The 26,263-nt window shown below is 67.9% G+C and carries 30 protein-coding genes and 2 pseudogenes; 11 read left to right on the top strand and 21 right to left on the bottom strand.

Annotated elements, in window-relative coordinates; all coding sequences use genetic code 11:
- Nucleotides 1–5: 5 nt before the first annotated feature.
- Entirely contained in the window at nucleotides 6–2,102 is a 2,097-nt protein-coding gene (locus tag NKG98_RS09125) for a hypothetical protein (RefSeq protein WP_254769345.1), read from the bottom strand.
- Entirely contained in the window at nucleotides 2,099–3,373 is a 1,275-nt protein-coding gene (locus tag NKG98_RS09120; protein WP_254769344.1) for a DUF7504 family protein, read from the bottom strand. The genes NKG98_RS09125 and NKG98_RS09120 overlap by 4 nt, the downstream gene beginning before the upstream one ends.
- 112 nt (nucleotides 3,374–3,485) lie before the next feature.
- Between NKG98_RS09120 and NKG98_RS09115 the strand changes: the two genes are divergently transcribed.
- On the top strand, nucleotides 3,486–3,899 hold the full coding sequence (locus NKG98_RS09115; protein WP_254769343.1) for a DUF7344 domain-containing protein: 414 nt from the start codon (nucleotides 3,486–3,488) through the stop codon (nucleotides 3,897–3,899).
- Here the strand turns inward: NKG98_RS09115 and moaC are convergent.
- Together moaC and NKG98_RS09105 are read right to left on the bottom strand one after the other, a co-directional pair.
- Nucleotides 3,896–4,387, bottom strand: coding sequence for a cyclic pyranopterin monophosphate synthase MoaC (gene moaC, locus NKG98_RS09110; protein ID WP_254769342.1), 492 nt, complete (start codon nucleotides 4,385–4,387; stop codon nucleotides 3,896–3,898). The genes NKG98_RS09115 and moaC overlap by 4 nt on opposite strands.
- Nucleotides 4,380–5,807, bottom strand: coding sequence for an NAD(P)H-hydrate dehydratase (locus NKG98_RS09105; RefSeq protein ID WP_254769341.1), 1,428 nt, complete (start codon nucleotides 5,805–5,807; stop codon nucleotides 4,380–4,382). Before NKG98_RS09105 ends, moaC begins: the two co-directional genes overlap by 8 nt.
- A gap of 75 nt (nucleotides 5,808–5,882) precedes the next feature.
- Here NKG98_RS09105 and NKG98_RS09100 point away from each other — a divergent pair, with 75 nt between their 5' ends.
- Nucleotides 5,883–6,419: a hypothetical protein gene (locus NKG98_RS09100; protein ID WP_254769340.1), complete on the top strand. Its 537-nt coding sequence runs from the start codon at nucleotides 5,883–5,885 to the stop codon at nucleotides 6,417–6,419.
- Between the two features lie 17 nt (nucleotides 6,420–6,436).
- On the opposite strand, the gene NKG98_RS09095 is transcribed toward NKG98_RS09100, so the two are convergent.
- The gene (locus NKG98_RS09095; RefSeq protein ID WP_254769339.1) at nucleotides 6,437–6,715 is read right to left on the bottom strand and encodes an acylphosphatase; all 279 of its coding nucleotides are present in this window, start codon (nucleotides 6,713–6,715) and stop codon (nucleotides 6,437–6,439) included.
- 81 nt (nucleotides 6,716–6,796) lie between these two features.
- On the opposite strand from NKG98_RS09095, the gene NKG98_RS09090 reads away from it, so the two are divergent.
- The 5 genes from NKG98_RS09090 (at nucleotide 6,797) to NKG98_RS09070 (ending at nucleotide 10,580) form a co-directional block, all read left to right on the top strand.
- Nucleotides 6,797–7,822 (top strand): MBL fold metallo-hydrolase, encoded by a 1,026-nt coding sequence (locus NKG98_RS09090; protein ID WP_254769338.1) that lies wholly within the window; start codon nucleotides 6,797–6,799, stop codon nucleotides 7,820–7,822.
- Nucleotides 7,823–7,976: 154 nt separating this feature from the next.
- Nucleotides 7,977–8,771, top strand: a complete 795-nt coding sequence (locus NKG98_RS09085; RefSeq protein WP_425504409.1) for a CBS domain-containing protein — start codon at nucleotides 7,977–7,979, stop codon at nucleotides 8,769–8,771.
- 321 nt (nucleotides 8,772–9,092) lie between these two features.
- On the top strand, nucleotides 9,093–9,767 hold the full coding sequence (locus NKG98_RS09080; protein ID WP_254769336.1) for a hypothetical protein: 675 nt from the start codon (nucleotides 9,093–9,095) through the stop codon (nucleotides 9,765–9,767).
- A gap of 130 nt (nucleotides 9,768–9,897) precedes the next feature.
- A complete protein-coding gene (locus NKG98_RS09075; protein WP_254769335.1) occupies nucleotides 9,898–10,350 on the top strand; it encodes an Ig-like domain-containing protein in 453 nt (150 codons plus the stop codon).
- Nucleotides 10,351–10,436: 86 nt separating this feature from the next.
- On the top strand, nucleotides 10,437–10,580 hold the full coding sequence (locus NKG98_RS09070) for a hypothetical protein (protein ID WP_254769334.1): 144 nt from the start codon (nucleotides 10,437–10,439) through the stop codon (nucleotides 10,578–10,580).
- 263 nt (nucleotides 10,581–10,843) lie between these two features.
- On the opposite strand, the gene NKG98_RS09065 is transcribed toward NKG98_RS09070, so the two are convergent.
- Nucleotides 10,844–11,680 (bottom strand): alpha/beta fold hydrolase, encoded by an 837-nt coding sequence (locus NKG98_RS09065; RefSeq protein ID WP_254769333.1) that lies wholly within the window; start codon nucleotides 11,678–11,680, stop codon nucleotides 10,844–10,846.
- Between the two features lie 301 nt (nucleotides 11,681–11,981).
- Complete coding sequence (locus NKG98_RS09060) at nucleotides 11,982–12,635, bottom strand: DUF7504 family protein (protein WP_425504404.1); 654 nt, start codon at nucleotides 12,633–12,635, stop codon at nucleotides 11,982–11,984.
- Between the two features lie 785 nt (nucleotides 12,636–13,420).
- Here NKG98_RS09060 and NKG98_RS09055 point away from each other — a divergent pair.
- Nucleotides 13,421–14,767 (top strand): ribonuclease J, encoded by a 1,347-nt coding sequence (locus tag NKG98_RS09055; RefSeq protein WP_254769331.1) that lies wholly within the window; start codon nucleotides 13,421–13,423, stop codon nucleotides 14,765–14,767.
- 95 nt (nucleotides 14,768–14,862) lie between these two features.
- Here the strand turns inward: NKG98_RS09055 and NKG98_RS09050 are convergent, their stop codons facing one another.
- The 6 genes from NKG98_RS09050 to NKG98_RS09025 all read right to left on the bottom strand — a co-directional run bounded on the left by NKG98_RS09050 (nucleotide 14,863) and on the right by NKG98_RS09025 (nucleotide 18,010).
- Nucleotides 14,863–15,105 carry an amphi-Trp domain-containing protein gene (locus NKG98_RS09050; RefSeq protein ID WP_254769330.1) on the bottom strand — a complete coding sequence of 81 codons (243 nt, stop codon included), beginning with the start codon at nucleotides 15,103–15,105 and terminating at the stop codon, nucleotides 14,863–14,865.
- Between the two features lie 166 nt (nucleotides 15,106–15,271).
- Nucleotides 15,272–15,457 carry a DUF5786 family protein gene (locus NKG98_RS09045; RefSeq protein WP_254769329.1) on the bottom strand — a complete coding sequence of 62 codons (186 nt, stop codon included), beginning with the start codon at nucleotides 15,455–15,457 and terminating at the stop codon, nucleotides 15,272–15,274.
- A gap of 121 nt (nucleotides 15,458–15,578) precedes the next feature.
- Nucleotides 15,579–16,004 carry a CBS domain-containing protein gene (locus NKG98_RS09040; RefSeq protein WP_254769328.1) on the bottom strand — a complete coding sequence of 142 codons (426 nt, stop codon included), beginning with the start codon at nucleotides 16,002–16,004 and terminating at the stop codon, nucleotides 15,579–15,581.
- Nucleotides 16,005–16,086: 82 nt separating this feature from the next.
- Nucleotides 16,087–16,443, bottom strand: a complete 357-nt coding sequence (locus tag NKG98_RS09035; protein ID WP_254769327.1) for a hypothetical protein — start codon at nucleotides 16,441–16,443, stop codon at nucleotides 16,087–16,089.
- 289 nt (nucleotides 16,444–16,732) lie between these two features.
- Nucleotides 16,733–17,473, bottom strand: a complete 741-nt coding sequence (locus NKG98_RS09030; protein ID WP_254769326.1) for a glycoside hydrolase family 15 protein — start codon at nucleotides 17,471–17,473, stop codon at nucleotides 16,733–16,735.
- 162 nt (nucleotides 17,474–17,635) lie between these two features.
- Complete coding sequence (locus tag NKG98_RS09025) at nucleotides 17,636–18,010, bottom strand: winged helix-turn-helix transcriptional regulator (RefSeq protein WP_254769325.1); 375 nt, start codon at nucleotides 18,008–18,010, stop codon at nucleotides 17,636–17,638.
- A gap of 235 nt (nucleotides 18,011–18,245) precedes the next feature.
- Here NKG98_RS09025 and NKG98_RS09020 point away from each other — a divergent pair.
- Nucleotides 18,246–18,482, top strand: a pseudogene (locus NKG98_RS09020) (NAD(P)/FAD-dependent oxidoreductase); the annotation flags it as partial.
- A 144-nt stretch (nucleotides 18,483–18,626) separates the two neighbouring features.
- On the opposite strand, the gene NKG98_RS09015 reads toward NKG98_RS09020, so the two are convergent.
- From NKG98_RS09015 to NKG98_RS08995, 5 genes and pseudogenes are all read right to left on the bottom strand, one after another.
- Nucleotides 18,627–19,745: a Gfo/Idh/MocA family protein gene (locus NKG98_RS09015; RefSeq protein WP_256558483.1), complete on the bottom strand. Its 1,119-nt coding sequence runs from the start codon at nucleotides 19,743–19,745 to the stop codon at nucleotides 18,627–18,629.
- 158 nt (nucleotides 19,746–19,903) lie between these two features.
- Nucleotides 19,904–21,316, bottom strand: coding sequence for an FAD-dependent oxidoreductase (locus tag NKG98_RS09010; protein WP_254769323.1), 1,413 nt, complete (start codon nucleotides 21,314–21,316; stop codon nucleotides 19,904–19,906).
- Between the two features lie 245 nt (nucleotides 21,317–21,561).
- Complete coding sequence (locus tag NKG98_RS09005) at nucleotides 21,562–21,738, bottom strand: hypothetical protein (RefSeq protein ID WP_254769322.1); 177 nt, start codon at nucleotides 21,736–21,738, stop codon at nucleotides 21,562–21,564.
- 97 nt (nucleotides 21,739–21,835) lie between these two features.
- Nucleotides 21,836–22,070: pseudogene (locus NKG98_RS09000) on the bottom strand (MarR family transcriptional regulator).
- 103 nt (nucleotides 22,071–22,173) lie between these two features.
- Nucleotides 22,174–22,455, bottom strand: a complete 282-nt coding sequence (locus NKG98_RS08995; RefSeq protein ID WP_254769321.1) for a hypothetical protein — start codon at nucleotides 22,453–22,455, stop codon at nucleotides 22,174–22,176.
- Between NKG98_RS08995 and NKG98_RS08990 the strand changes: the two genes are divergently transcribed.
- On the top strand, nucleotides 22,454–23,422 hold the full coding sequence (locus NKG98_RS08990; protein ID WP_254769320.1) for a DUF3179 domain-containing protein: 969 nt from the start codon (nucleotides 22,454–22,456) through the stop codon (nucleotides 23,420–23,422). The genes NKG98_RS08995 and NKG98_RS08990 overlap by 2 nt on opposite strands.
- A 401-nt stretch (nucleotides 23,423–23,823) precedes the next feature.
- Here NKG98_RS08990 and NKG98_RS08985 read toward each other — a convergent pair whose 3' ends face one another.
- Nucleotides 23,824–24,741: a DNA-3-methyladenine glycosylase family protein gene (locus tag NKG98_RS08985; RefSeq protein ID WP_254769319.1), complete on the bottom strand. Its 918-nt coding sequence runs from the start codon at nucleotides 24,739–24,741 to the stop codon at nucleotides 23,824–23,826.
- A gap of 139 nt (nucleotides 24,742–24,880) precedes the next feature.
- Between NKG98_RS08985 and NKG98_RS08980 the strand changes: the two genes are divergently transcribed.
- On the top strand, nucleotides 24,881–25,348 hold the full coding sequence (locus NKG98_RS08980) for a DUF555 domain-containing protein (protein ID WP_254769318.1): 468 nt from the start codon (nucleotides 24,881–24,883) through the stop codon (nucleotides 25,346–25,348).
- A 224-nt stretch (nucleotides 25,349–25,572) separates the two neighbouring features.
- Here the strand turns inward: NKG98_RS08980 and NKG98_RS08975 are convergent, their stop codons facing one another.
- Complete coding sequence (locus tag NKG98_RS08975) at nucleotides 25,573–25,809, bottom strand: UPF0058 family protein (protein WP_254769317.1); 237 nt, start codon at nucleotides 25,807–25,809, stop codon at nucleotides 25,573–25,575.
- A 259-nt stretch (nucleotides 25,810–26,068) separates the two neighbouring features.
- Nucleotides 26,069–26,248: a DUF7836 family putative zinc-binding protein gene (locus NKG98_RS08970; RefSeq protein WP_254769316.1), complete on the bottom strand. Its 180-nt coding sequence runs from the start codon at nucleotides 26,246–26,248 to the stop codon at nucleotides 26,069–26,071.
- Nucleotides 26,249–26,263: the final 15 nt, after the last annotated feature.

Genomic DNA, 26,263 nt, shown 5'->3' with positions numbered 1-26,263 from the left:
CTCGCTCAGGCCGCCACGTCGACCTCGCTCGACCAGCGGCGCTCGCCGTCGAACAGGACCGGCACCTCCTCGAGGCCGAGGAACCGCGCCAGTTGCGCGGCGTCGACGGCAAACGGCGGTAACGCCCCGCCGGTCAGGTAGTGGGTGTCGACGCCGTCGAGGTAGGGGAGGTACATCGCGCCCATCCCCGCCTCCAGGGTAGGGTAGGTCTCGACGCGCAGGTCGTACCGGCCGTCCGCGCGGGAGTCGATCCGGTAGCGGACCGGCGTGCCGGCCTCGTTCTGGGCGACCTGCGCGCCGCCGTCGCCGACGACGACGTACTGGGTGCCGACGGTCCGGCGGTCGCGCGCGATTTCGAGGGCGGCCCGCAGCGAGAAGCCGGCGTTCAACAGCCGTGCGATCGACCGCCCGATGGCCGTCGCGTCGTCGTTGCCGACGTCGCTGTGGGTGACGATTCCGCCGACGCTCCCGCCGTCGAGCATCCGGACCCCCTGCTCGTAGGAGGTACAGCCGTTGAGCAGGAACGCGTAGGGGCCGACGCGGTCGAGGTCGCCGGCGTCGACGCGGCCGTCGCGACAGACGAACGCCGTCGACTCGCTGTGGCCGACGTAGTGCAGGAAGTCGGTGTCGGCCGCGAGGACGTCCGCGAGTTCCTCCCGGGAGAGGTCGTAGCGGACGTCGACGTCGAACGGCAACTCGTCGCGGTCGCCGTACAGCGACCGGTCGGCGCCGTCGTACTCCGCGCTCATCGACGGGTCGTTACAGACGACGGTGATGTCGATCCCCGCGCCGGGCCGCCCGCGCGCGAGTTTGTTCTCGAAGCCCGCTTCGAGCAGGTGGTTCGCGCCGATCGGCCGCTCCTCGCCGAGCCACGCCACCTCCAGCGCGTCCGTCGAGGGGAAAGAGACGTAGGAGACGTCGGAGGCCCGGTCGCGCTCGACGCCCGGCGCGTCCGCGCGGGCCCGCGACGGCGCGTCCGCCGACCTGAGGAACTCGTCGACGCCCAGTCGCTCCCGCGTGGCCGGGGCCGCCGCGTGCCGGACCGCCGACGTCCGGACCGGCGAGAGGCCGTTGACGGCGAACGGGAGCAGGCGGTCGTTCGCGGGCGCCGGCGTCGCGTACGTCGCCACCCGCCACGTCGGGACGAGGTCGGCCACCGCCTCGCGGGGGATCGACAGGTACCGCCGGAGGCGCTCGGCCGGCGACGCCTCGTACAGCGCCGCCCAGTCGACGTCGACGCGCTCGTCGAGTTCGCGCCGCTCGTGGAGGTCGACCCGGTAGAGCCCCTCGGTCCGGGCGACGCAGTCGAGGAGGAACGTCCGTTCGAGGAGGTCCCGGGCCGCCTCCTCGAGGGGCCGCCCGGGCCGGCCGAGCGGGCGGTCGACGCCGTCGGCGACGAGTCGCGGCTCCGGACCGGGTTCGACCGTCGCGCCGAGGTAGTACGCGAGGGTGCTCGCGGCGTACACCGCCGCTCGCTCCGGCGGGAGTTCGATCCGGATCCCCGTCTCCGGCGGGTCGAGCCCCTCGGGAATCCGAAGCGCCTCGCCCCGCTCGATCCGCGGCGGGTGGCCCCGCAGCGACGGGAGCGACCGCTCCGGGCTGGTCGTCTTCAGCGCGGCGCCGAACGTCGACACCGCGGCCAGCAGGTCCTCGGGGTCGGCGGTCGTCGTCACCGTCGCGGGCGGCCGGCGGTGGTTCGAGCGCGCGCCGACCTCCACGGGCGCGTCGCCGTCGGCTTCGAGGCGCAGGTGGTCGGCCGACGACGCGACCGTCAGCGCGCCCTCGACCCGGAGGTAGAGTTTGATCGGCGCCATCAGTTCGACGACGTACTCGCCGGGGGGCAGTTCCTCGTAGGCGAAGTGTTCGGCCTCCGCGACGAGGTCGCCGTCGGCGTCGCGGACGTACGTCGCGACGACAAGCGGGAGGTCGATCCGGTCGGCGTCGATCGTCGCGGCGGCGTCGACCGGGAAGCGAAAGCGGTCGCGCGCCGACGGGCGGGGCTCGACGGGCGCGGCCGTCTCCAGCGGGAACTGCCGCCCCTGAACGGGGTCGCGGATCACCAGCCCCGGCGGCTCCGCCCGGGAGCGAAACGTCGGTTTCACGGCCGATGCCCCCCGGTACTCGCGTCCCCCTCCTCCGCCTCGGGCGTCGCCGGGAACCACGCCGTCGAGTGGCCCGTCTCGCGCAGGTGCCAGCGCTGCTGGGGGCCGTCGACGCCGGCGCGGAGTTCGACGACGACGTCGAACAGGTCCTCGACGGCGCGGACGTGTTCGGAGTCCCGGTCGGCGAGCAGGACGAAGTGGCCGATGCCGGACGCGCGCTCGATCCGCTCGCAGACCGTCTCCAGGAGGGTCCGTACCTCGTCCCGGCCGTGGCGGGACTCGATCGAGCCGAGCGAGTCGAGACAGAAGCGAAGCTGACCGGGCGCGAAGCCGTCGCAGCCGCGTTCGAGGTCGTCGACGGAGTCGACGATCGCCGCGGTCAGTTTCGCGAGGTCGCCGTCGACGGCGCGGACCGGCGGCCGGCGGGTCGTCGACGGCGTCGCCGCGACCGACCGGCCGTCGTCGCCGTAGTCGACGACGATCGATCGCGAGGGGGCCGCGTCGACGGCCGCGAGCCTGCCGAAGGCGGTGCCCACGTGGCGGCCGTCGACGGCGACGACGCGCGAGCGGTCCGGATCGGTGCCGAGCAGCGCCTCGCTCGTCCCGTCGCTTACCTCGCGGGGGACCGAGCCGACGACGAGCAGGTTCCCCCCGGTGTGCTTGATCCGCGCGAGCGTCGGCTGGAGCGCGACCAGCCCGTCGCTGCGGACCACGACGTCGTGCTCGCGAAACGGCAGGCGGAGCGCGCCCTCGCCGCGTGGGGTACCGTTCGCGCGCGGCCGGAACAGCGCGTCGAGCGCGCTCGCGTCGACGACGTCGCCGAGCGCGCCGCGGACGGCGACCGGATCGGCATCCGTGGCGGCGACTACCGTCCGGACGACGGTGGCGTGGAGCGACTGCGACTCGTCCCAGTCGTGGCGTACGGCGTGGACCGTCGCCTCGTCGACGACCCCCAGCGCCTCCTCGACGTCGGTTCCGGACGCCACCACCGACAGCGAACCGTCGCTGTCGACGGTCGCGACGCGGTCGCCGAGCGCGAGCGCGACGACGGCCGTCGGCCGCCCCGTCGCGTCGCCGCGTCCCGGCGCGTCGCCGTGCCCCGGCGCGACGAACAGCGCTTCGAGCGCGTCCGGATCCACGACCCCGTTGAGCACCGGCAGGTCGAGCGGGTCACACCCCGCGGCGTCGGCGACCGCCAGTACCAGTTCGGGGGCGAGCGTCGACGTCCCGTCGAATCCCCGATCGTCGCCAGGGGACCCGTCGCTGGTCATGACCCTCCTTTCGAGCCCGACAAATGAATACCCGTCGCCGCGTCGGCCCGGTCAGGTCAGAAACCCTGACGGAGCGACCGCTTAAGGCCGCGGGCGTCGAACGGGTACGACGATGAGCGACGACGCCGACGACCGGGGCGGGGACGGGGGAGCGAACGTCCCGCGAGACCCGCCGCCGCGACCGGCGTCGGGGGGCCTGCAGGTCCGCGTCGACGACTACCTCGGAGCGCTCGCCCACCGACGCCGACGCCTCGCCCTCTACTACCTGCGGCGCCGCGAGCGCGCCACGATGGAGACGCTCGCCCGCTGGATCGCCGCGGTCGAGGAGGACGTCCCCGTCGACGAGGTGACCGACGCCGACTACGCCCCGGTGACCGTCGACCTCTTCCACGTCCACCTCCCGAAACTGGCCGACGCGAGGGTCGTCGAGTACGACGGCCGGTCCGGCGCCGTCAGGTACCGCGACCCGCCGGCGGCCCTCGAAGAACTCGTCAGCACGTGTGCGGACGTCGAGTATGACATCTAGGGCTCGCGTTTCTCCTTCTCTAGCACCCGCACGTCCTCGATCCGCGTCGCCGGATACTGGCCGTCGTCGTCCTTCTCGACGGCTTTCACCATGTCCCAGACGACGTTCAACCCCGTGGTCACCCCCTCCAGAGCCTCCATCTCGCAGCCAGTCTTGCCGGTCGTCTCGACTGTCACCTCGAGTTCGATCCGGGCCTCGCCGACGTCGAACGCCGTGTCGACGTTCGTGATCGGGATCGCGTGGCACATCGGGATCGTCTCCCACGTGTGCTTGACGGCCTGAATCGCCCCCACGCGCGCGGTGGCGAGCACGTCGCCCTTGCCGACCTCGTCGGCGCGGATCGCCTCGATCGTCGACGGCCGCAGGTGGATCTCGCCGGCGGCGACCGCACGCCGCTTCGTGTCGGGTTTGTCCCCGACGTCGACCATCTGGACGTCGCCCTCCGCAGTCGTGTGCGTCAACTCGTCCGCGCCGTCGCCCTCAGACATCGTCCACACCCCACAGGGCCGCCGGAATCGCCTCGAGCAGGTCCGACGCGAGGAAGCCGTGCCCGTCGTCCGCGGCCAGTCGCTCGCCGGCGACGCCGTTGACGCGGGCGGCCGCCGCCGCGGCGTCGAGGGGGGCCGCGGCCTCGAACAGCGCCGCGACGATGCCGGCGAGCGTGTCGCCGGTCCCGCCGACTTTCATGCCGACCGTACCGGAGCGGCTGATCCGGGTCCGCTCGCCGTCGGTGATCACGTCGTCGGCGCCCTTCGCGAGCACGACGTGGCCGAGGTCGGCCGCGAACGCCTCGATCTCGTCGGCCGCCGCCCGGAGGTCGTCGACGTCGGGGCCGCCCATCGCCGCCAGTTCGCCGCGGTTGGGCGTGCAGATCAGCGTCGCCTCGGTCTCGACCTCGGGGACGACCCGGAGCGCGTCCGCGTCGACGACCGCCCGGCCGGCGAACGATTCGAGGAACGCGCGGACCGCCTCGCGGGTCTCGGCGTCGGTTCCGAGGCCGGGGCCGAGGACGACGACGTTCCCGTACCGGTGGGCCGTCGCGACGAGGTCGTCGACCCGCTCGGGCGTGAGGTGCTCGCCCTCGTAGGCCTGAACGATCAGGTCCTCGGCGTAGCCCTGGATTTCGCCCGCGACCGCCTCGGGCGCGGCGACGAAGGGGAGTTCGGCCCCGGCCCGTAACGCGGCCTGCGCGGCCAGCGCCGGCGCGCCGGTGTAGGGCCCGCCGCCGACGACGTAGGGACGTCCCTCGCGGTCGGTCGGGCGTGCGAGTCGGACGTCCCCCGGCCCGACGAACCGCTCGGCCGCCGCCGGGATGCCGATGTTCGCGACCGTCACGTCGGCGTCGAGGGCGTCGAGCCCCGGTTTGGCGTCGTGGAAAGTGACGACGCGGTCGGCCTCGACGCCGTTTTTGGCGTGCTCGCCCGCGTCGGCGTCGAACCCCGAGGGGACGTCGACGGCGACGACCGTCGCGTCGGCTTCGTTTATCGCCCGCGCCGCGGTCGCCGCGGGTTCGCGGAGGTCGCCGCTGATCCCCGTCCCGAGCATCGCGTCGACGACCACGTCACAGTCGGGCAGGTCGAAATTCCGCGAGTCGGTCACCTCGCGGACGTCGTAGTCGCCGGCGTCGAGCGCCGCCCAGTTCTCGCGGGCGATGTCGGTTCCGATAGTCGCCGCGCGCCCGAGCAGGTAGGTGGTGACGTCGTACTCGTCGAGGAACCGTGCGGCGACGAAGGCGTCCCCGCCGTTGTTGCCCCGGCCGGCGACGACGACGACCCGCGCGCCGGGGTCGGCGACCGCCCGGACGGCGCGGGCGACGGCGTTCCCGCTCGACTCCATCAACTGCTTTCGTGACACCCCCAGCGCCGCCGCGTTCTCGTCGACGGCGGCCATCCGCTCGCCAGTGATCATACCCGAGCGTTCGGCGGGACGGTCGTTGAAGATTGCGGACGACGGACTCAACCCGCTTCCCGACATAGCTCGCCCGTGAACGTCTTCTGGCTCGACGAGGACCCGCGACTGGCCGCCCGCTACCACTGCGACCAGCACGTGAACAAGATGCTGCTCGAAGCCGCGCAGGTGCTGTGTACCGCGGCGCGGGCGAACGGGTACGACGCGGCGTTCCTCTACCGGCCGACCCACACCGGCCACCCCGTCACGGTCTGGGCCGGCGAGTCGCGGGCCAACTGGCTGCGCCTGCGCGAGCACGCCCGGGCGCTCGACGCCGAGTTCCGCGAGCGCTACGGGAACGACGACCACCACGCCAGCTGGCTCGTGATCGAGCGGATCGATCCCGGGGCGATCGACTTCCCCGCCGCGGAGCCGACGCCCCGGCCGCAGGCGATGCCCGACGAGTACAGACGGCCCGGCGACCCCGTCGGCGCCTACCGCGCCTACTACGCCGGCGAGAAGGCCGACTGGGCGCGGTGGGACCACACCGAGGAACCGCCGTGGCTCGACGCCGCCCGGCGGGCCGGCGAGACGAACGAGGAAAACGACAGCGGTTCGAACGCGGAGCCCTGACCCCCGCGGCCGCCCGCTCAGTACCTGATCTCGAACCCGTCCTCGCCCCGTGGCTCCTCGTACTCGGCCTCGACGTCCTCGACGTCGGCCGCGGGGCTGCCCTCGTGGCACCACTCGACCATCCCCTCGACGGCGTCGGCGGGCCCCTCGAAGACCGCCTCGACGCGGCCGTCGGGGAGGTTCTTCACCCAGCCGTCGACGCCCCGCTCGCGGGCCGTGTCGCGGGTCGTCGCGCGGTAGAAGACGCCCTGTACCGTTCCGGAGACGAAGACGTGTACGCGGGTTCGATCGCTCATACGCGATCCATCGCGCGGGAGCGACAAAAATCCGGCTCCGCGACCGACAGGCGGAGGTAGTTCGAGCCCGTGGTCCCGCCAGTGAGCGAGCGATCCGGTTCGGGTGCGGGCGTGGGAACCGTCAGGCGCCGCGACGGCATCCACTTCGACGTGGGCAGGCGCGTCGTCGCCGACGCGAGGCGCGCGGTCGGTGACGTCAACGTGGTCAGCCACGCCCACGCCGACCACACCCTCCGGTCGAGTCCGGGGACGGTCGTCTGCTCGGCCGCGACGGCGGCCATCGCGGCCGCCCGGACGGGCGTCGCCGTCGAGTTCGTCGAGGAGGCCCCGGGGATCGACCTCGTCCCCGCCGGCCACGTCGTCGGCTCCCGTGCGGCGCTGTTCGAGGGCGAGGACGGCCGGCGCTACTGTTACACCGGCGACTTCTCCACGCGCGACCGCTGGTACCTCGACGGGTTCGACCCCGAGGCCGTCGCCGCCGACGTGCTGGTGATGGAGACGACCTACGGCCGCCCCGAGTACCGGTTCCCGGCGCAGGCGGACCTCGAAGGCGAGATCCGCGACTGGCTCCGCGAGCACGACGACCGGCCGCTCTTTCTGTTCGGCTACTCGCTCGGGCGGGCCCAGAAGCTCCAGTACCTCGCGAGCGAGGCGACCGGCCGGGACGTCCTCGTCTCGGACTCGATCGACCGCGTGAACCGCGCCATCGAGGCGGCGACCGGCGGCGACCTCGCGTTCGCGGGCCGACCCTACGAGGACGGCGACCTCGCGGAGCTGACCGACGAGGTCGTGATCCTGCCGTCGAACCAGTCCCGGTCGGAGTGGGTCGAGCGGCTGGTCGACCGGACGGGCGGGCTGAAAGCCGGTTTCTCCGGGTGGGCCGTCGACGACTCCTACCGCTACCGCGGGAACTACGACGCGACGTTCCCGCTGACTGACCACTGCGACTTCGACGAACTGCTCGCGACCGTCCGGGCGATCGACCCCGACGTCGTCTACACCCACCACGGCTTCGCCGAGGCGTTCGCGGACGTCCTGGAGACCGAACACGGCTACCGGGCGCGGCCGCTCAAGCGCGACCAGACGACGCTGGAGGAGTTCTGCTGAGGTCGAGTCGGATCGGCCCCGACGGGATCGGCACCGCCGAAGCCTTTTTCGGAGCGCGGTCTCTTTCAGCGCACGTGAGTACAATTATCGGGCGCGTGCGGGACTCGAACGCGGATAACGCCCATTCGAGATGAGGCCGAACCGCACGTCGCTGCTGGAATTCGACGAGGTTCGGGTCGACGAGTACATGACGACCGACGTCGACACCGTCGGCCCGGACGCGTGGGTGACGGACGTGGTCGACCGGCTGAAAGGGGGCGTACAGTACGCCGGGCTCCCCGTCGTCGGCGACGATCGGGACCTCCTCGGGTTCGTCGGTGCGATCGACCTCCTGGAGGTGTCCGGCGACGCGCTGGTCGAGGACGTCATGAGCCGGGAACTCGTCGTCGTCCGTCCCGAGATGACCGTGAAAAACGCGGCGCGCGTCATCTTCCGTACGGGCCACCAGTTTCTCCCCGTCGTCGACGACGCGGGGGCGTTACTCGGGATCTTTTCCAACGGCGACGCCGTCAGGAGCCAGATCGAGCGGACGACGCCTACCAAAGTCGAGAGTACCCGCGAGATGCTGGAACGGAACTACGAGACGTCGATCGACGTCACCGAACGGGACGTGCCCGTCGGGTCGCTCGTTCCGACCCAGCGGGAGGTGTACGCGGACGAACTCGAAGGGCGCAAGTACGAGCTACAAAACGGCCTCGCGGAACCGCTCATCGTCGTCTCGTACGGCTCGAAGCTGTTTCTCGTCGACGGACACCACCGCGCGCTCGCCGCTCGCCAACTCGACACCGACCGCGCGCTCGCGTACGTACTCGATGTCCCTCCGGACGAGGTCGGAGAACTGGGGTTCCAACGAGTAGCCCGTCTCGGCGGACTCCGCTCGCTCGCGGACGTCACGATCAACGACTACGCCCACCACCCGCTTATCGAGAAGACCGAACCCGACCAGTGAGCGCTCGCTGGCCGACGAGACGGGTTCGGTTATCGGTGCGTTCTCGTGGACTCCGGCCGCGTCGTCGTGGGCGCTCGCGTCCCATATCGAGGCCCTCGTCCATCTCGTCTTCGTCTCGGTCGGTGCAATCCATCGTCGTATCGATAGTTTGCACCGTCTCTCCATCGAGGAACGAGGAGACGGTATAGGTGACGCCAGCAGGGACGTTCGAGACGGCAGACGGGACGACGAAGGCGACTGCGTTCCGCTCGCTCGGCCGAGTCGACGACGCCGACGTCGACGAGGGGATAATGTTTGAGTGCGAGCGAATTCGCATCGAGGGTGATCGGCAACGAAGTCACGACCGACGAGTACCCCTACTTCACGGGTACTTGCCCGGTTTCCGACGGGAGCGGGAACCTCAACTTCCTGACCTGTGCACACGCGTTCGCGGACGTCGACAACTGCGCCTACTACAGCAACGTCGACACCACCCAGGGCCAGAGCGAGACCCACTTCGCCAACTTCGATCCCCAGAACGACGATCAGGACGTGATCAACGTCAATGCGGACTACGCCCTGATCGAAAACGAGTCCTCGAGCCTGAACGTCGACGACGAGGTGAAGATCTCCTCCTCGGACACCCGACGGATCAGTGGTCACACGACGGAAGACGGCTACGAGTACAAGAAGGGCGACATTGCCGAGCGGTACGGGGCCCGGACGTGCCACGACAGCGGGACACTCGGCGATATCATCACTGGTGGTCACTGCGCTGCCGGGCCCGACTGGTTCGAAGTCACGAACATGGGTTCGAAGAACGGCGATTCGGGATCGCCGATCTACGAGATCTGGACGGACAGAAAAGGGTGTGAGTGGGCCTCGATTATCGGGATCGTCCTCGGGGTGAACTCCGACGACGACGTCGTCGGCTGCACCGCCTACGAAGTCGCGAACCAGGAAAACGTCGAGTTCGGGTACACCTTCGAGTCGACCTGCGGCGGGATCACGGCCTGACAGCTTCGCGCACGCAGGCTCGGCCGGGTTGGACCGCCCCGAAGAGCCTTCGACCCGGCTAACGCTCAAATACATATTTTGGTCAACAGAAGGTATTTGATAGAACGTCCGCCATATGCTCTCAGGAGTAATGAAACGACGAGCGTTCCTCGGCGTCACAGTACTTGGGGCGACGCTCCCGGCAGCCCAGTACTTGCGGCCGCCAGGCAGACGCGGTGAAGACAGCAGAGAAACCACTCAATCACCCGACGACGACACGACCATGTCACAGCTCGGATCCTCGGGCACGCTGAAAGTACAGAACACCACCGGAACTGCTCAACAGGTCGACGTGAGACTCGACCGGACCAGAGGTGACGACGAGACGACGCTCTTCCAGGTCAATTCGGAGATGGATCCGGCGGACTCGGTCGTCGCAGTCGGCCTCCTCTCGGATCCCGGCCGCTATCGCGTTGCCGTCGAGACGGCGGTGGCCCAACAGGACAAGGAATGGGAGGTAGCGGACGACGGCGAGCCGGCCAACGTGACGATCCGCGTTCTCGACGGCGGAGAACTCGAGGTGAACGTGCTCTTCCTCCACTAAACCTGAACTCCCGGTCGTCTCCATCAGTCCTTCCGGTCTCTCTTCTGCGGGAAGGAATGTTGGTTCGACTGGAGTCGTGGCGGGCCGTGACCGTCGCCGAGGCCCTGACTCGTAGACGCGGAAGGGGGGATCGCCTCGCTGTCGTCGCGCTCGCGGTCACCCGCCGTGACGACGATCCGGCCGCGCTTGCGGTCGACGTGGTGGTGCCGGCCCCCGGCGTCGACGACTGACGGCTGTCGACGGCGATGCCCCAGCGCAAGACCGACGGCCTCCCGTACGCGAGCGCCGCCGAGCCGGACGATCCCGGCGTCGCACTTCGCTGGGCCGACGACGGCGAGCAGTTCGCGATCGCGTCCACCTGGTTGGAGGCACGCGATGGAGGTCGCGAACTTCCCGCGGGCGCTTTCGTTCTTCCGGCAGACCTTACGGCACGTGCTATTTGTCGATTTCAGCGAGCGGAAGGTGAAGGTGTGAGTCGAGAGACGTGGACGGATCAGGCGCCGTCGAGGAACTCGCGGAGGTGGTCGGTGTACGCGTCGGGCCGGTCGGCCATGACCCAGTGAGAGGCCTCGTCGACGCCGACGAGGGTGGCACCCGAAATATCGTCTTCCAGCCGTTCGGCGTACTCGATCGGCTGGAACTCGTCCTCGACGCCCCACAGCAGGAGCGTCCGAGCGGCGATTTCGCTTGGATCGATCTCGGTCGTGTGGCTCGTATTCGTTCCGATGGCATTTCGCGAGAGCGAGACGATCGCCTCGTCGGAGTCCCACGGTGCGAGCATCCCCTCGACGAACGCGCCGTCCGGATCGTCGTAGCGGGTCTCTCGGAACATCCCTTCGAGTAGCTCTCGTGCGTCGTCGACGCTCATCTCGTTTATCGTCGACGGCAGTCCGAGGGTGACGATCGTCTCGATCGGCCACGAGTCGTAACAGACCGCGTTCGAGAGGACGAGGGTCTCGACCGCGTCGGGGCGGTGGGCGGCGTAGCGAAGCGCCACCCCACCGCCGAGGTCGTGTCCGACGAACGAGACCGTCTCGAGGCCCAGTTCGTCGACGAGTCCGTCGACCATCTCCTCCTGCGCCCGGATCGAGCGATCGAAGCCGTCGTACATCGCCGAGTTGCCGTATCCCACCATGTCGGGTGCGATCACCCGGTACTCGTCGGCGAGCGACGGGACGACGTCGCGCCAGAGGAACGACGACGTCGGGATGCCGTGGCAGAACAGCACCGGCTCGCCGTCGCCGTCGTCGTAGTAGGCGACTTCGAGGTCGTGCTCGTCGACCGATACCGTCGACGTTTCCTGGTTTTCGGCCCATGACTCGTAATCCATACCGTATGAGCGTGGCCACGCGGACGCCAATAGAGGTTGGCGTCGGTCGGCGTTCGGACGTGTTCGCGGCCCACTTGAGGGGTCGTGAGCGACTCGCTCGCGTTCGTCGCCGGAAATCGGCTCGATGGCGGCTCAATCGCTCTCCCGGTCGTCGTCCTCGTCCCGGCGCTGAACGGGCGCATCCAACGGAGACGAGACGGAGGAGAGAGGTTTCCGATTCGAATCTATGAGCGCAGGGACGGTGGCGCGTGACGAACCGTCTATTCGGAGGAAACACCGCCAAGCGAAGTCGACGATCACGTTACCGGTTTCGTATCCGTCGGTAATCGAGTTCGAGTCGAGCGTCGGGAGACGTATCGACCCACACGATAGCGTCGGCGAGCGCCCTGAGAGCGGCCATCGTGTGCTCGTCGTGGGCCGTGTATTCGATGCCGAGTACGGTCAGGCTCCCGCTGGATCGGCGTTGCTCGATTAGCCGTCCGAGAACGTTCGTGACGCGCTCGAGGGAGTCTTCGGCGAGGAGCGGGGAAAGCGACCGGAAAATCAGGTGGGGGTTCGGCCGCGAGGGCGAGAGCGCCGTTTCCAGTTCCCAGAGGGCGAGGCTAACGTGAGCCAGCTCTCCCGGATACGGGAGGTAGACCGTCGGATACTCCTGGTAGAGGGAGAGGAGGTGTTCGTCCCCGGTCGCATCTACGACGCCGAATCCGGGCGCAGGAGATGGAGAGAGCGACAGCTGTTGCCGAATCGTTCGTTCGGCGTCGACGGTCGCGGTCACGACGAGACGGCACTCGTCCGAGCGTGCGTATCGATCCGCGATCCGAAGCGGTAACGCGTACCCGTCGATCGGCTCGGGCGTCGCGACGAGAAGCGTCGAGCCGCTCGCGACGGTTTCGGGAAGTGCGTCGAGGTCGACTGAATCGTCGTCGGGTCGGGTATTCGCGCTGGGAGATGGCATGCGTTATCGGGAAGGGTACTCGGCGGTCGTTCGGGAGCGCTCACGACTGTCGGGACGTAACCCGGTCGAGCCGGGCGAGCGTCCGGTCCGGATGGCGTCGTTCGCCACACGCGCAACCTACGGCGACGACGATGGGCTCCTCGCGTTCGACGTCGGGTCCGAGTTCGACGGAATCGACTGTCGTTTTTCGAAGGTCGTTTCCACACGGCGAACATGGGAGGTCGAATTCCGAGGGCATGGGTCGGGACGGACGTGCGGTCTCGTTCCACCAGCAGTTCGCCCGCCGAACCGCGCGTACTGGGCCGGACAGCCTCGGGAGGAGGACACCGCCAACGGGCCGCACCGATCGAGGCATTACGAAGGAAACGAGACCGAACCGAAGCTAGCCGTTTGTTTCTCGCTTTCCCCTAAATACGTTTCGTCACGATAGGTCTGCGAGCCGTCAGTGAGTACACGTGTACGATTCGGACGATCTACGGAACGATCTAGCATCGGTATCTCGTCGAGAGAGCCGCCCGAACCGCGTCGAGTGCGTCGCGCAATCGCCGCGGACTCGACGTCGGACCTCGATCCGCGCGACACCCGCAGATACTTATAGCCAGGCCGTGGCTTTCTACCTGACCGAAAGAGGCGCCTTCCTGGCACGGTTGGAACGGACCGTTCGATTCGGATACCGACGATGACGTCCTCGTGGTGTTCGCGAACCGAACGTCCGTACTCCACTATCTTGCGGCCGTTCTGGCGGTGGGGCCGTATCGTGCGGACGGCTATGATCGGGTTTACCAATGGAAATCGAAATTGCCACTATAGGCGGTTACGAGGAAGTCGGACGGCAGATGACCGCCGTCCGCGCAGGGAACGACGTCGTCATCTTCGACATGGGACTCAACCTGTCGAAGGTCCTCATTCACGACAACGTCCGGACCGAGGGCATGCACAGCCTGGACCTGATCGACATGGGCGCGATCCCGGACGATCGGGTCATGTCGGACCTGGATGGTGACGTGCAGGCGATCGTGCCGACCCACGGTCATCTCGACCACATCGGCGCCATCTCCAAACTCGCCCACCGGTACGACGCGCCGGTCGTCGCGACGCCGTTCACCCTCGAGCTGGTGAGAGAGGAAATAAAAGACGAACAGAAGTTCGGCGTCGGAAACGACCTGATCGAGATGGACCCCGGCGAGACGATGACGATCGGGGACCACGGGGTCGAACTCGAGTTCGTCAACGTCACGCACTCGATCATCGACGCGATCAACCCCGTGTTGCACACCCCGGAGGGGGCGATCGTCTACGGGCTGGACAAGCGCATGGACCACACGCCGGTCATCGGCGACCCGATCGACATGCAGCGGTTCCGCGAAATCGGGCGCGAAGGAGAGGGCGTGCTCTGTTACATCGAGGACTGCACCAACGCGAACAAGAAGGGTCGCACGCCCTCCGAAAGCGTCGCCCGCGAGCACCTTCGGGATACGCTCTACAGCATGGAGGATTACACGGGCGGCATCGTCGCGACGACCTTTTCGAGTCACATCGCCCGCGTGACGTCCCTCGTCGAGTTCGCGAGGGAGATCGGTCGACAGCCGATTCTCCTGGGCCGGTCGATGGAGAAGTACTCCGGCACCGCCGAGCGACTCGGTATCGACTTCCCGTCGGATATCGGGATGTTCGGCCACCGAAAGTCCGTCGACCGGACGTTCAAACGCATCATGAACGAGGGCAAGGGCAATTTCTTGCCGGTCGTGACGGGCCATCAGGGCGAACCGCGCGCGATGCTCACGCGGATGGCCCGCGGCGAGACCCCGTACGAACTCGACGACGGCGACAAGGTCGTCTTCTCCGCCCGCGTCATTCCGGAGCCCACGAACGAGGGCCAGCGCTACCAGGCCGAGAAACTCCTCGGCATGCAGGGCGCGCGCGTCTACTCGGATATTCACGTTTCCGGTCACCTCCGTCAGGAGGGCCACTACGAGATGCTCGACGCGCTCCAGCCCCAGCACATCATCCCCGCCCACCAGGACCTGAAGGGCTTCTCGGGGTACGTCGATCTCGCGTCCGAACAGGGGTACGCGCTCGATCGCGACCTCCACGTCACGTCCAACGGGAACGTCATCCCGATAGTGGAATAGGCCGGACTCGGCGCCACAGCGCCGAGGCTGTCATGTAGGCGTTCGTGAACGAGGTGAGTTGACCGCGTGCGCGGCCACGTTCGCTGTAGCCTGTGCTACTCGGTCCACCGAATTTCGTCCTCCAGTTCGTACCGTTCCTCCGCGGTCTCCGAATCGGTCAGTCGTTCGAGTTCGACTTCGAACGTGGGGGTTTCGGGGAGGGCCACGCGCCGCTCCTCCGGTCCGCTCTCCAGGCGCACGGACCCGGAGCGGATCCGTTCGGCGGCGGAGACGAGCGCTTCGGCGATCTCGGCCCGCGGCCGCAGTGCTTCCGTTTTGAAGAGTTCTTCCTCGGGCATCGGTTGCCCCGTCCACCACGAGTACGGTATCGCTTCGAGCGGATTCTCGGGAGACGACGTCGAGAAACTGGGTGGGAAACCTATGAGCGACGGGTTCGAGTCCCGTTATGGAGCCTACACCGGTGAGCCGCGTGCCGACGCCCGTACCGTCGGACGTGACGCGGCCTCACTCCTCTTTCGATTCTTTGATGTCCTGGAGCTGGCCGAGGAGGTCGTCGGTCGAGCCGCCGGTCTCGACGCTCATCTCGCCCTCGTAGTCGTTCTCGTGGACGGTGACGGCGGTCTCTTCGTCCTCGTCGACATCCGCGTCGGGTTGCCGCTGCTCGGATTCGTCGTAGCTACCAAAACCCATACCGGTATCCTCCCCGCTCACACACTTATCTCCACCGGTTTACCCGCACATGTGAGGCGATCTATCGTACGAGAATCGATAAACGGCCTCGTTCCCCGGACGAACCGCCGATCGCGCCCCGTCAGGGGCTGTATCCCGGCGATTGGACCTCGATCGTATCCGCGACGTTGTCGAGTTGCTCGCCGATCGTCGCGACGAGGTCGTCGAGGGTGACGATTCCGGTCAGCTTCCCGTTTTCGTCGACGACGGGGAACCGACGAACGTCGTGTTCCTCGATCGCCCGCGAAATCTCGATCGCCTCTTCGTCTTCCCGGATCGTCACCGGATCGTCCGTCATCACGTCCGCTACGGGCACGTCCGCGACGTCGTCGTACTGGTGGATCGCCAAGGCGGCGTCGCGGTCGGTGACGATCCCGACGGGAGCGCCGTCGTCGGTGATCACGACGGTCCCCACGCCTTCGGAGTCGAGCAGTTCCGTGATCTCCCCCAGCGTGCTTTCGTTACTCGCCGTTACGACCTCCTCCGGACCGAGTTCGCCAACGGGCATAATCCAGATACAGCGCCCACGCGCGGGGTATTCAAAGCGGGGCTTTCAACTGTCGACGGCCGGGCGCTCCGATCGACCGGCGTCAGAAGGTGATGACTTCGTAGCCGTCGTCGACGAGCGACTGGACGCTCGGGTGGCCGTCGTGGTCGTCGAGCGCGACGACGGTCGACTCGTCGACGGCGTCCCCGACGCCGAACGCCCCGGCACAGAAGTCACAGGCCGCCGCATCGTCTCGAACGGCCCGGTAGAGGTCGTGATAATCGCTCCCTTCGTCCTCTAGCTCCGGGATCCACTGCGTTCCGGCGCCGTCGAAGATGAGTTCGACGTCGTCGCCGTCCGTTTCGGCGAACTCCTTGGCCGTTTCGAGCCCGTTCACGAGTCGACCGGCGTCGGCGTGGGAGTCGGTACCTGCGAGGATGATGACCGCTGCTTTCGTCATTGTAACCCTCGATACGGCCGTCGGTCACAAAAGCTCGCGCGAACGGACGAGTAACGGGGTTACGCGTTCCTCACCGCGTCTCGTCGACGGCGACGCGTCGGTCGCGCACGGACGACGGGAATTCCGGCCCGCCGGTCGTTACGACGGACGTGGCACCCAACGCGCGAACGAATACGATTCTCTGGTGACCGGCGGTTACGTCGCCGCGGAATGGGGGTCACTCCTTTGGGACCTTCGGCAGTGACGTGACGATCATCGATCGACGGCCGTACCTACTCCCGGACGCCCCTCACTCGGGAGGCGAGATCGGTTCGCCGAGACGAATCCCCATCGGCGCTGGGCCGGGCGTCTCGCGCCCCCGGGCGTAGCCGAGGTAGAGCGCGCTGTTGACGATCCCGATGTGGCTGAACGCCTGGGGGTAGTTCCCGAGGTGGGTTCCGGTCTCGGGATCGAGTTCCTCCGCGACGAGCCCCAGCGGGTTCAGGTACGAAAGCAGCGACTCGAATCGGGACCGGGCCTCGTCGACGCGCCCGGAGAGCGCGAGCGCGTCGACGAGCCAGCACGAACAGAGGACGAACGCTCCCTCGTCGCCCGGGAGTCCGTCTTCGCCGTCGTATCGTAACACGAAGACGTCGTCGTCGACCAGCGCCGACTCGATCGCCTCGATCGTTCCCCGGACGCGCTCGTCGTCGAACGGCAGGAAGCCGACGACCGGGAGCAACAGCCCCGTCGCGTCGAGCGCGTCCGACCCGTAGGACTGCACGAACGCCCCGACGTCCTCGTCGTAACCGTTCTCGAGGACGTTCGTCTTCCCGACGTACCACCGGTCCGTCTCGAACGAGTCGGTCGGACGAATCCGAAACCGACCGCCGCGCTCGGCGTCGAGGATCGCGGCGAGGATGCTCGGCGATTCGAGGTGCGGGAAGGGGAACCAGTCGATCGATCCGTCCGGTCCGACGAGCGCGCACGTCTCCAGGTTGCCGACGACGCCGTAGGCTTCGATCGGGGGATACGCGTCGGACTCAGTCACCCGTATCACCCGCAGAGCGAACGGCAGCGTCGAGCGTGGACCGCTCGGGGATCGAGGGAGTGCACGTGGTGGACACGTCCGGGGTGGTGTCGCGCAGGAGGACGGTATTCATGACGTGAGTCGGGTGTTCCGTCACTTGTCGGACGAACGCGGCCGTCGAATTCACGCGATCGAACTACTCTCGTCCGGTGCCGGAACGAGGTACTCGTTCCCCCAGTCGGCCATCTCCGAGATGACCGGCTCGAGCGATTCGCCGAGTTCGGTCAACGAGTACTCGACGCGGACCGGTTTTTCGCTGACGATCTCCCTGTCGATCAGTCGTTTCGTCTCGAGGTCCTCGAGGACGTCCGAGAGAACCTTACTGGAGATGCCGCCGACCTCCTCTTTCAGCGCGTTGAACCCGAGCGGCCCGTTGGCGAGCAGCCGGTGCAAAACGACGGTGTGCCACTTCTTGCCGATCAACAGCGCGGTGGACGTGACCGGACACCAGTCTTCCCCCGCACACCACACTTCCAGTTGCTCTATCGGCTCGGCCATGGCTGTGCAGTCGTGCCGGACCACCATATAGTTACGTATTGTAATCTAGTTACTAGAGGTGGGTCGACTCCGTGCCCTCGACGTCGCGGTCGAGTCGGCGTTACGACCCGGTAATCCGATTACGGGACGGTTGGCTCGCGCCTATACCTAACGAAGCGTAACTGGATTACAGAAGGTAACTATCGTGCCGACACCAATCGATCCCACCGAAACCGACCGCTACGAGGTCGCCGTCGTCGACGGCCTGTACGCGGTCGGCGATCTGACCCCCGGCCACAACCAGATCCCCGTCGCGATGGGACAGGGTGCGGACGCGGGCATCGCGCTCCACAAGAGCCTCCGCACGTTCCCGAAGTCGCTCGCGGAACTGGAACGCGAAGGAGCGGTCGGTCCGCAGGACGTTCCCGCGATCTCCGCGGAACTGCGCCGACGGGCACAGGCCGCTACCCACTCTTCGGCGGAGAGCGACTGAGGATCTCGATCGGGTCCCTAGGACACCGCCCGCACGACCGCTCCGCCAAAAGATCGTTCCGAGACGAATGTTTCGACCGCCGCAATTTCGGGACGACTCCGGGCCGGTCGTCGAACGGCGCAGCACCGTCGGCTCGTCGGCGCGTCAGGCCGGGGTTTCCTCGTCCGCGCGGTCGACCGAAACCGAGCGGCTGGCGTCCTCGGAGCGGTAGATGGCGTCGACGACCTCCTGGACGGCCAGTCCCTGATCGAACCGATTGCACGCCGGGGGCTCCCGGGTCGCGATGGACTCGAGGAACAGTTCGAGTTGCGCCTCGTGCGGCGTCCGGTGTGACGTGGGCGTGATCTCGGACGTCCGGTAGTGTGGCGTTCCGCGCGTGCTCGTGTGGTGGATCGTCAGCGAGTCGCCGCCGATTTCGAACGACGCGCCGCCGTCCGTTCCGCGGACGACCACCTCGTTGCGCGGCATCTGCGAGGCCGCCCACGCCACTTCGACGCTGACGGTACACCCGTCGGCGGTTCGGACGAACGCGCTGGCGGAGTCGTCCACCGCGAAGGACGACCCGTCCGCGCTCCAGTCGTTCGATTCGGGCCGTTCGGGGTCGACGTACTCCGGTCGCCAGCCGAACTCCGATCGGCTGATGCCCGTCGCCTCGACCACTCGAGGGAATCCGAGCACGTAGAGCGCGAGGTCGATCGCGTGAACGCCGATATCGATCAGGGCCCCGCCGCCGGCGAGTTCCGGATCGGTGAACCAGGAGTTCCGCCCGGGAATGCCCCGACGTCGAACGTAGTCCACCTGGACGTGCGTCACGTCGCCGAACGTGGCGTTCGCCTGGTACTCCTTGAACACCGTCATCGCCGGCGAAAAGCGGTTGTGGAAGCCGACGATGCCGAACCCGTCGGACGCCTCCTCCGCCCGGGCGATCCGCTCGGCGCTCTCGAGCGTGTGCGCCAGCGGCTTCTCGATGAGGACGTCCAGCCCGCGCTCGAGCGCCGAGACGGCCACCGGTTCGTGAAACTTGTTCGGCGTCGCGATGAGGACGGCGTCGAGCGTTTCCGCCTCGTACAGTTCCTCGTGGGTTTCGTACGTGCGTGTGGCGAATTCTTCGCCAAATCGGTCGCGCATCCTCGGGTCGACGTCGGCCCCGCCGACGACTCGATGGCCGAGGGAATCGACCGATCGCGCGTGTTGCACTCCCATGTTACCGAGGCCGACGACGCCGACGCGTATCGGTTCGTTCGCCGATAGTTCGTTTGCCATATGTTACCACACGTAACTTACTTACGTTTGGTAGGCCAAAAGCGTTCGCACACCACCAGGTGAGGGAGTTACTTCCGCCTCAGTGGCAACGACCGTTCCGACAAGCCGACACTGCGGCGCCACGGGTTTTCGAGGGGCGCTCCGGCGGCCGTTCGTCGTCACAGTTTCCCGGCGAGTACCTTCGCGGCGACGAGCACCGGGTCCCACGTCGTGTTGAACGGCGGGGCGTACGCGAGGTCGTAGTTCTCGAGGTCGAAGACCGTCGCGTCCTCGTGGAGCGCCGCGACGATCGCGTGGCTGCGGTGGACCGCGCCCTCCCCGTACTCGCTGGCGAGGCTCGCGCCGAGGAGGCGCCCGGAGTCACGGTCGGCGGTCAGCGTGATCGTCGCCGTCCCGCCCCCGGGGTAGTAGCCCGCGCGCGAGGCGGCCGTGACGGTCTCGCTGACCGGCTCGAACCCCGCCTCGCGCGCGTCGTCGTGGTCCAAGACGCCGGTTCGCGCGGCCTCGACGTCGAACGCCTTCACCGCGGCCGTTCCGGCGACGTCGCCCCCTTCGGTCGGGCGGCCGGTGACGGTCCGCCCGACCGCGCGACCGTGGCGATTCGCGGTCAGCGCCAGCGGAACGTACGTCGGGTCGCCCGTGACGGCGTGGGTCGCTTCGGCGCAGTCGCCCGCCGCGTAGACGTCCGGCACGTTCGTCTCCCGGTAGGCGTCGGTCGCGATGGCACCCGTCACCCCGCGTTCGATTCCCGCGTCCTCGGCGAGGGCCGTCCGGGGACGGACGCCGGTCCCGAGCAGAACCATGTCGACTGGAATCCGATCGTCCACGGTGACGACGGCCTCGACGTCGCTCTCGCCCGCCAGTTCCTCCACCGCGGCGTCGAGGTGCAAGACGACGTCACGATCGCGAAGGTGGTCGGCGACGCGCTCGCTCGTTTCGGCGCTGAACCCCTTCAGGACGCGGTCGCCGCGCTGGAAGAGGTTCACCTCGAAGCCGTTTTCCGCCAGGGCCTCGGCCATCTCGACTCCGATGTACCCGCCGCCGACGACCCCGATGGGGCCGGTGCAGGTCTCGAGGTACCGGCAGGCCGGCCCCCGATCCGGCTGCTGGAGCGACCCACCGTCGCGGGCCCGAGCGACGTACTCGCGGAGTTCCTTCCCGTCGCTCATCGAGCCGAGCGTGTAGACGCCGGTCAGGTCGGTCCCGTCGATCGGCGGCACCACCGACTCCGACCCCGTCGCGATCAGCAGGTGATCGTACGGCTGGACGACCGTTCCCGAGTCGGACTCGGCGGTAACCGTTCGGTCGTCGGGATCGATCGCGACGACCTCGTGGCCCGTCCGGAGGTCGACGTCGCGCTCTTCGCGGAACTCCTCGGGCGTGACCGAAACGAGCGCCTCGAGCGACTGGATCTCGCCTTTGACGTAGTACGGGAGCCCGCAAGCGCCGTACGAGACCCAGTCGCCTTTCTCGAAGACGACCACGTCGAGGTCCGGATCGTCCCGTTTCGCCTTGCTGGCGGCGGACATCCCCGCCGCGTCGCCGCCGACGATCACGAACGTGTCGGTCATCGGTCGCGGCCCGTCGGCCGGCCGTTCGGGCCGCGACTCGACGGCGGACGCGGCGGGGCGGCTGTCGGTCCGGTCATTCCCGGTTCGTCTCTCGGTTCGCGCGGTCGTCGGTTTCGGTGCGGGTTCGGCTTCCCATCGGTCGTCGGGTAGGACTCCGAGCGGCTTATAGTACGGTTGGTGATGTGCCCGCGGTACACACCTGATCGGTGAGCGGGACCCGACCGGGCCGGCCGGTCGTCGACAACTCAGGCCATCAGGAGGGCGTCGATCCAGTCGTCCGACTGGATCCAGGCGTCTTCGCTCAGTTCGTCGTAGACGAGCACCTGTGAATCGTCCGTCTCGACGGCCGAATACCGCTCGAACGAGACGGCGTCGACCCCGATGGACGGTGGCTGGTCGGGTGGTGTGATGTCTGCGGACATGGGGCTGACCTCGTAGGTTACTCTACAGTACTGGCCAACGTTTAGTAACTTATAAAGACGCGCGAACCCCCGCGTTACGGGGTAACGTCGACGAAAGTCAGTCGTCGGCCGCCATCGAGTCGGAGATCGAGTACAGGGATTTCCTCGCGTCGCGGAAGTTCACCTGTTTCCGAACGACGCCGGCGTCGCGGAGGGCTTCGAGCGCGTACCGGACCGTCCGCTGGCTCGGTCGCGATCCGGCCCTGCGTCATCGCACCCTCGACCTCGAGGACTTTCAGTACGAGTTTCGCGCTCGGCGGAAGGTCGTCGATCCGATCCGGGACGTGGGGCATACGCGTCTCGTTGTCCGGGTGAGGGGATACCCGTTCAGTGGTGCTGTGCCGTCCGTGCACGACCGGACGCGTCCGCCGCGACGCCGACGGCACGGACCGCGGGTTATCGTCGGACGTGACCGGACGCGAGTTCGTCGATGCGGTCGAGAAGGTCGTCGACTGTCGGCCGGTCGGCCGGCGTCGCGCCGCGGTGGACGTACTCGATCGTCGGTCGCTCGCCGTCTTCGACTCGTCGGCCAGCAGTGGAAACGGGAGGCCGTATCGCTCGTTCCACCGGGAGGCCCGCTCGATCGGTTCCGGAAGAATCGAGACGACGGACGCGCCGTCCGACGGATGACCGGGAGACGGGAACGACTATGGACGGACGGTTCGTCGAGAGACCCATGAACGTTCGTCAGGTGGTACCGAAAGACGCGATTCCGAGCGTCGACGACCCGACGTTCGGGACGGAGTACGTCGGGGACGACGCCGACGACGTGCTCGTCGTCGAGTCGGATTCGGCGCCGGCGAAAGCGTATCCGACGCGGATACTCGACTATCACGAAATCGTCAACGACGCGCTCGACGACGGCGACGGGACGGTCCCGATCGCGGTGACGTGGTGTCCCCTCTGTGCCAGCGCGATCGTCTACGAGCGGACGGTCGACGGCCGGCGGGTCGAGTTCGGCGTCAGCGGGAAACTCGCCGACGACGACCTCGTGATGTACGACCGCGAGACCGGCTCGGAGTGGAAACAGTCCACGGGCGAGTGCATCGCCGGCGAGTTCGAGGGCCGTCGGCTGACTGTCCGTCCGGCCGCGACGACGACCTGGGAGACGTTCCGCGACCGACACCCGGACGGCGTCGTCCTCCAGCCCCCCGAGAACGCCCGCAGCGAGGCCGCCAGCGACGACGACGCGCCCGCGCCGGTCGCGTACGACGGCCGCCGGCCGTACGACGGGTACTTCGACGGGGACGGGTTCGGACTGGCCGCCCACCGCGGGACGGCGGACGCGCGCTCGTGGGAGCGGACGGATCTGGACCCGAAGACCGTCGTTCTGGGCCTCGAGTTCGACGGCGAGGCGGTCGGGTTTCCGTTGCCCCGCGTGCGCGACGCGGGCGGCGTCGTGACCGAGACGGTCGGCGGCGTCGACGTCGTCGTGCTCGCGACGGACGACGGGATTCACGCGTTCGAGGACCCCGGACACGGGTTCGAGCCGGAGCCGGGCGGAGGGTTCCGCGCCGATTCGACCGTCTGGGACGGCGCGACGGGCGAGGCGGCCGACGGACGGCGGCTGACCCGACTGCCGGCGCGGCGCCTCTTCGCGTTCACCTGGCAGGACGACCACGGGCCGGACGCGTTTTTCGACTGAACCGGAGGGCTGACGTCCTCGAACCGAGGCGGAGTTCGCGCCGGAGGTCGTTCCTAAACTGAGTCAAGGAACTCGGCGAGAGGTGGTAGCAATGGAGTCCCATCGCGATGCGGTCTGCGTCGCCTCGGGTGATTGCAGCGTCGGGAGAGCACTCCGGCTACGCCCTCTCGGTGCACAGGCCTGCCAAGTTCCGTATCGGCGACGTCGTCGTGGCCGATCACCTCTCGCCGGAGGGCGGTCACCGGCTGGGCCTCGAGGTCGATCACGGTCGCAGCCGACGCCGGGACCTGCTGGGTCGGCGTGAGCCCCGGCGTCGTCACGCCGGACACCCCCGCTGGACCGACGTGCAGGTGGGAGTTGCCGGCGTTCCCCGCGGGAGCGAATCGCCCGAATACCGGGGCCTAAGATTCACTTCCGCCCGTTCTGAGGAAATGGAACACGTACGTCTGGGCGTAGCCGGCGTACTCGCCGCCGAACCGCTCCCGGATGGCCCGGGAGGTCGCGGCGTACGACCCCCGGTCGCAGTCGGGGTAGTGGTCGGCGATCGCCGACCGGATCCAGGTGTCGAGCGGGACGGCCTCGTCGAACCCCAGCGAGAACAGCAGGACGCAGTCGGCGACCTTCTCGCCGACGCCGACGAACCGGGTGAGGTACTCGCGGGCCGCCTCGTAGGGTAACTCGCGGGCCTCGGCGGGGTGGGCCTCGCCGTCGGCGACCATCTCGGCCGTGCGGACGACGTAGGGGGCGCGGTAGCCCAGTCCGAGGTCGCGCAGTTCCGCCTCGGTCGCGGCCGCCAGCCGTTCGGGCGTCGGGAACGCGCGGTAGGTCTCGCCGTTCCACGCGACTGTGTCGCCGTACTCGCGGGCGAGCGTCGACACCATGCCGTGGATCCGGCGAACGCGCATCTGCGCCGAGCAGATAAAGGAGATCAGACAGCCAAACGGCGGGTCGGCGACGAGTCGCAGCCCCGCGTGGGCGTCGTAGGCCTCCCGGACGAGGGGGTCCGCGGGCGCGTCGGCGACGACCGCGTCGAGGTCGTCGTCCAGTCGGAGCAGCCGACGGACCGCCGGTTCGGCGTCGACGGGCGACTCCCACTCGAGCAGGCCGTCGCGCTGGCGGACCCGGATCGGAACGGGGTCCGCGCCGTCCCCGAGCCGCGAGCCGTCGACGACGGTGGTATACCACGCACCCGGGGCGCGTTCGCCGGCGTACGTCCGGCCGTCCTCGCGCCGCCAGAGGTAGCTCTGGCCGCTCTCGAGGGTCAGGTAGAGGTCCATCCCGCCTGAGAGGTCGTCGATCGGGATCGCGCCGGTCGCCATTCGATCGACCGTTCGAGGGGGCGGGCTTGGGCCTTTCGAACCGGGACGGTCGGCCACAGATCCCCGACGGCGGCACAGGGGGCCGTTTTCCGCCGTTCGAGGGCGAACCTTCATACTGTAGGCCATACAATAACTACGTATGGACTGCAGGGTTGTCGTCGAAGCCGCGGTGCCGGTGTTCGACGTCGAAACGGAGGACGAGGCGATCCGGATCGCCATCTCGAAGACGGGCGAGATGCTGAACCCTGACCTGAACTACGTCGAGATCAACATGGGCGAGCGGACCTCGCCGTCGGGCGAGGAACTGCCGCCCGCGTTCATCGCCGCCGACGAGGCGCTCGTCGCGCTCGAACTGGAGATGACCGTCTTCAACGTCGAGCGCGAGGAACACGCCTCCCGTATCGCCCGCAAGGAGGTCGGCCAGCGCCTCGAAAACATCCCCCTCGAAGTCAAGGAAATCGAGGTTCTCGACGAGGAGGACGACGAAGACGACGACGCGGAGACGGCCGACGAAGAGCCCGAAGACTCCGTGACCGAGGCCGACGGCAACGGCGAGGGCGAAAGCGACGACGACATCCTCCCCGAGTTCGAGGACCTGATCGAGTGACGAGCCGTCGGATCAACGACGTACTACGCGGGAAAACGGCGGCGAAATACGACGATACCGCGACGTTCTCCACCCGTCTACGAGTCGTCCGGAGAGGGGGACGACCGTGAGTGTCGACCGCCCGTCCCGGCCGGCGTCGACGGGAGAGGGAATATGAAACAGGGGCGAGTCTCGCCAGTCGGGAATCGTGGCGCTCGGAGGATGTGGCGACTCACTCGGGACGTTCAGTCGGCGGTTGCGGCGACGGCTTCGGCCTCGCCCTCGCGCATGTGTTCCGTAATTCCGCCGGCAAGTGCAAAAACAGCGGCCTTGTGGTCAGTCTTGGATTTATGGATCGATGTTGGTCGAATACCGAGCGACTCGTACTCGTCGAGGTCGATTTGACAATCGTTCCACTCGGCACACTGGTTCGATACCTCCGCGAGAAGGCCGTGAAGGTGAATGAGCTCCTGTTTCTTCATAACCATGCAGTCCTATCCACTGCAGGGTTATATTATTATCTTGAGTTGCGTTAACACGCATACCCTGTCCGATTCCCGTCGTGTAGCATCCTCTTACCTATCGCACAACGAAACCGTTCGCGCGGAACCGGCGGCGGGCCCGCACGGAAATCTTCGATTGTCCGCGTGGACGGTCGGTCGTCCCCAGCTTCTGACGGGGTTCCGACGGAGGGTTAGAACGTCCGTCGGGCGTGAACGACTGGAAGAACGGAGGGCCGCGTTACCCGAGCTGTTTCAGGGTCCGCAGGTCGCGGTCAGTCCGGGTGAACTCGGCGGTCCGGCGGCTCGCGTGACAGTTCGGGCAGTGGAACGTGTCGGCGGCGTCCGGCAGCTCTCCCGGCGGCAGCTGCCAGTCTTTCGCGCATTCCGGACACAACAGTTGAACGGTCGTTTCCTCCATGTGATTCTATTTCAC

The sequence above is a fragment of the Salinilacihabitans rarus genome (assembly GCF_024296665.1).
GTDB lineage: Archaea > Halobacteriota > Halobacteria > Halobacteriales > Natrialbaceae > Salinilacihabitans > Salinilacihabitans rarus.
Note: the sequence above shows the minus strand (reverse complement) of the source record. Positions and strands in the feature narration are given on the sequence as shown.

Coding starts and splice junctions, on each gene's coding strand:
- NKG98_RS09015 (WP_256558483.1), bottom strand. CDS start 19,745: ATGGCAAACGAACTATCGGCGAACGAACCGATACGCGTCGGCGTCGTC.
- NKG98_RS08985 (WP_254769319.1), bottom strand. CDS start 24,741: ATGGCGACCGGCGCGATCCCGATCGACGACCTCTCAGGCGGGATGGAC.
- NKG98_RS09055 (WP_254769331.1), top strand. CDS start 13,421: ATGGAAATCGAAATTGCCACTATAGGCGGTTACGAGGAAGTCGGACGG.
- NKG98_RS08970 (WP_254769316.1), bottom strand. CDS start 26,248: ATGGAGGAAACGACCGTTCAACTGTTGTGTCCGGAATGCGCGAAAGAC.
- NKG98_RS09065 (WP_254769333.1), bottom strand. CDS start 11,680: ATGGATTACGAGTCATGGGCCGAAAACCAGGAAACGTCGACGGTATCG.
- NKG98_RS09010 (WP_254769323.1), bottom strand. CDS start 21,316: ATGACCGACACGTTCGTGATCGTCGGCGGCGACGCGGCGGGGATGTCC.
- NKG98_RS09120 (WP_254769344.1), bottom strand. CDS start 3,373: ATGACCAGCGACGGGTCCCCTGGCGACGATCGGGGATTCGACGGGACG.
- NKG98_RS09105 (WP_254769341.1), bottom strand. CDS start 5,807: ATGATCACTGGCGAGCGGATGGCCGCCGTCGACGAGAACGCGGCGGCG.
- moaC (WP_254769342.1), bottom strand. CDS start 4,387: ATGTCTGAGGGCGACGGCGCGGACGAGTTGACGCACACGACTGCGGAG.
- NKG98_RS09035 (WP_254769327.1), bottom strand. CDS start 16,443: ATGACGAAAGCAGCGGTCATCATCCTCGCAGGTACCGACTCCCACGCC.
- NKG98_RS09075 (WP_254769335.1), top strand. CDS start 9,898: ATGAAACGACGAGCGTTCCTCGGCGTCACAGTACTTGGGGCGACGCTC.
- NKG98_RS09060 (WP_425504404.1), bottom strand. CDS start 12,635: ATGCCATCTCCCAGCGCGAATACCCGACCCGACGACGATTCAGTCGAC.
- NKG98_RS09005 (WP_254769322.1), bottom strand. CDS start 21,738: ATGTCCGCAGACATCACACCACCCGACCAGCCACCGTCCATCGGGGTC.
- NKG98_RS09040 (WP_254769328.1), bottom strand. CDS start 16,004: ATGCCCGTTGGCGAACTCGGTCCGGAGGAGGTCGTAACGGCGAGTAAC.
- NKG98_RS09115 (WP_254769343.1), top strand. CDS start 3,486: ATGAGCGACGACGCCGACGACCGGGGCGGGGACGGGGGAGCGAACGTC.
- NKG98_RS08990 (WP_254769320.1), top strand. CDS start 22,454: ATGAACGTTCGTCAGGTGGTACCGAAAGACGCGATTCCGAGCGTCGAC.
- NKG98_RS09045 (WP_254769329.1), bottom strand. CDS start 15,457: ATGGGTTTTGGTAGCTACGACGAATCCGAGCAGCGGCAACCCGACGCG.
- NKG98_RS08995 (WP_254769321.1), bottom strand. CDS start 22,455: ATGGGTCTCTCGACGAACCGTCCGTCCATAGTCGTTCCCGTCTCCCGG.
- NKG98_RS08980 (WP_254769318.1), top strand. CDS start 24,881: ATGGACTGCAGGGTTGTCGTCGAAGCCGCGGTGCCGGTGTTCGACGTC.
- NKG98_RS08975 (WP_254769317.1), bottom strand. CDS start 25,809: ATGAAGAAACAGGAGCTCATTCACCTTCACGGCCTTCTCGCGGAGGTA.
- NKG98_RS09025 (WP_254769325.1), bottom strand. CDS start 18,010: ATGGCCGAGCCGATAGAGCAACTGGAAGTGTGGTGTGCGGGGGAAGAC.
- NKG98_RS09095 (WP_254769339.1), bottom strand. CDS start 6,715: ATGAGCGATCGAACCCGCGTACACGTCTTCGTCTCCGGAACGGTACAG.
- NKG98_RS09050 (WP_254769330.1), bottom strand. CDS start 15,105: ATGCCCGAGGAAGAACTCTTCAAAACGGAAGCACTGCGGCCGCGGGCC.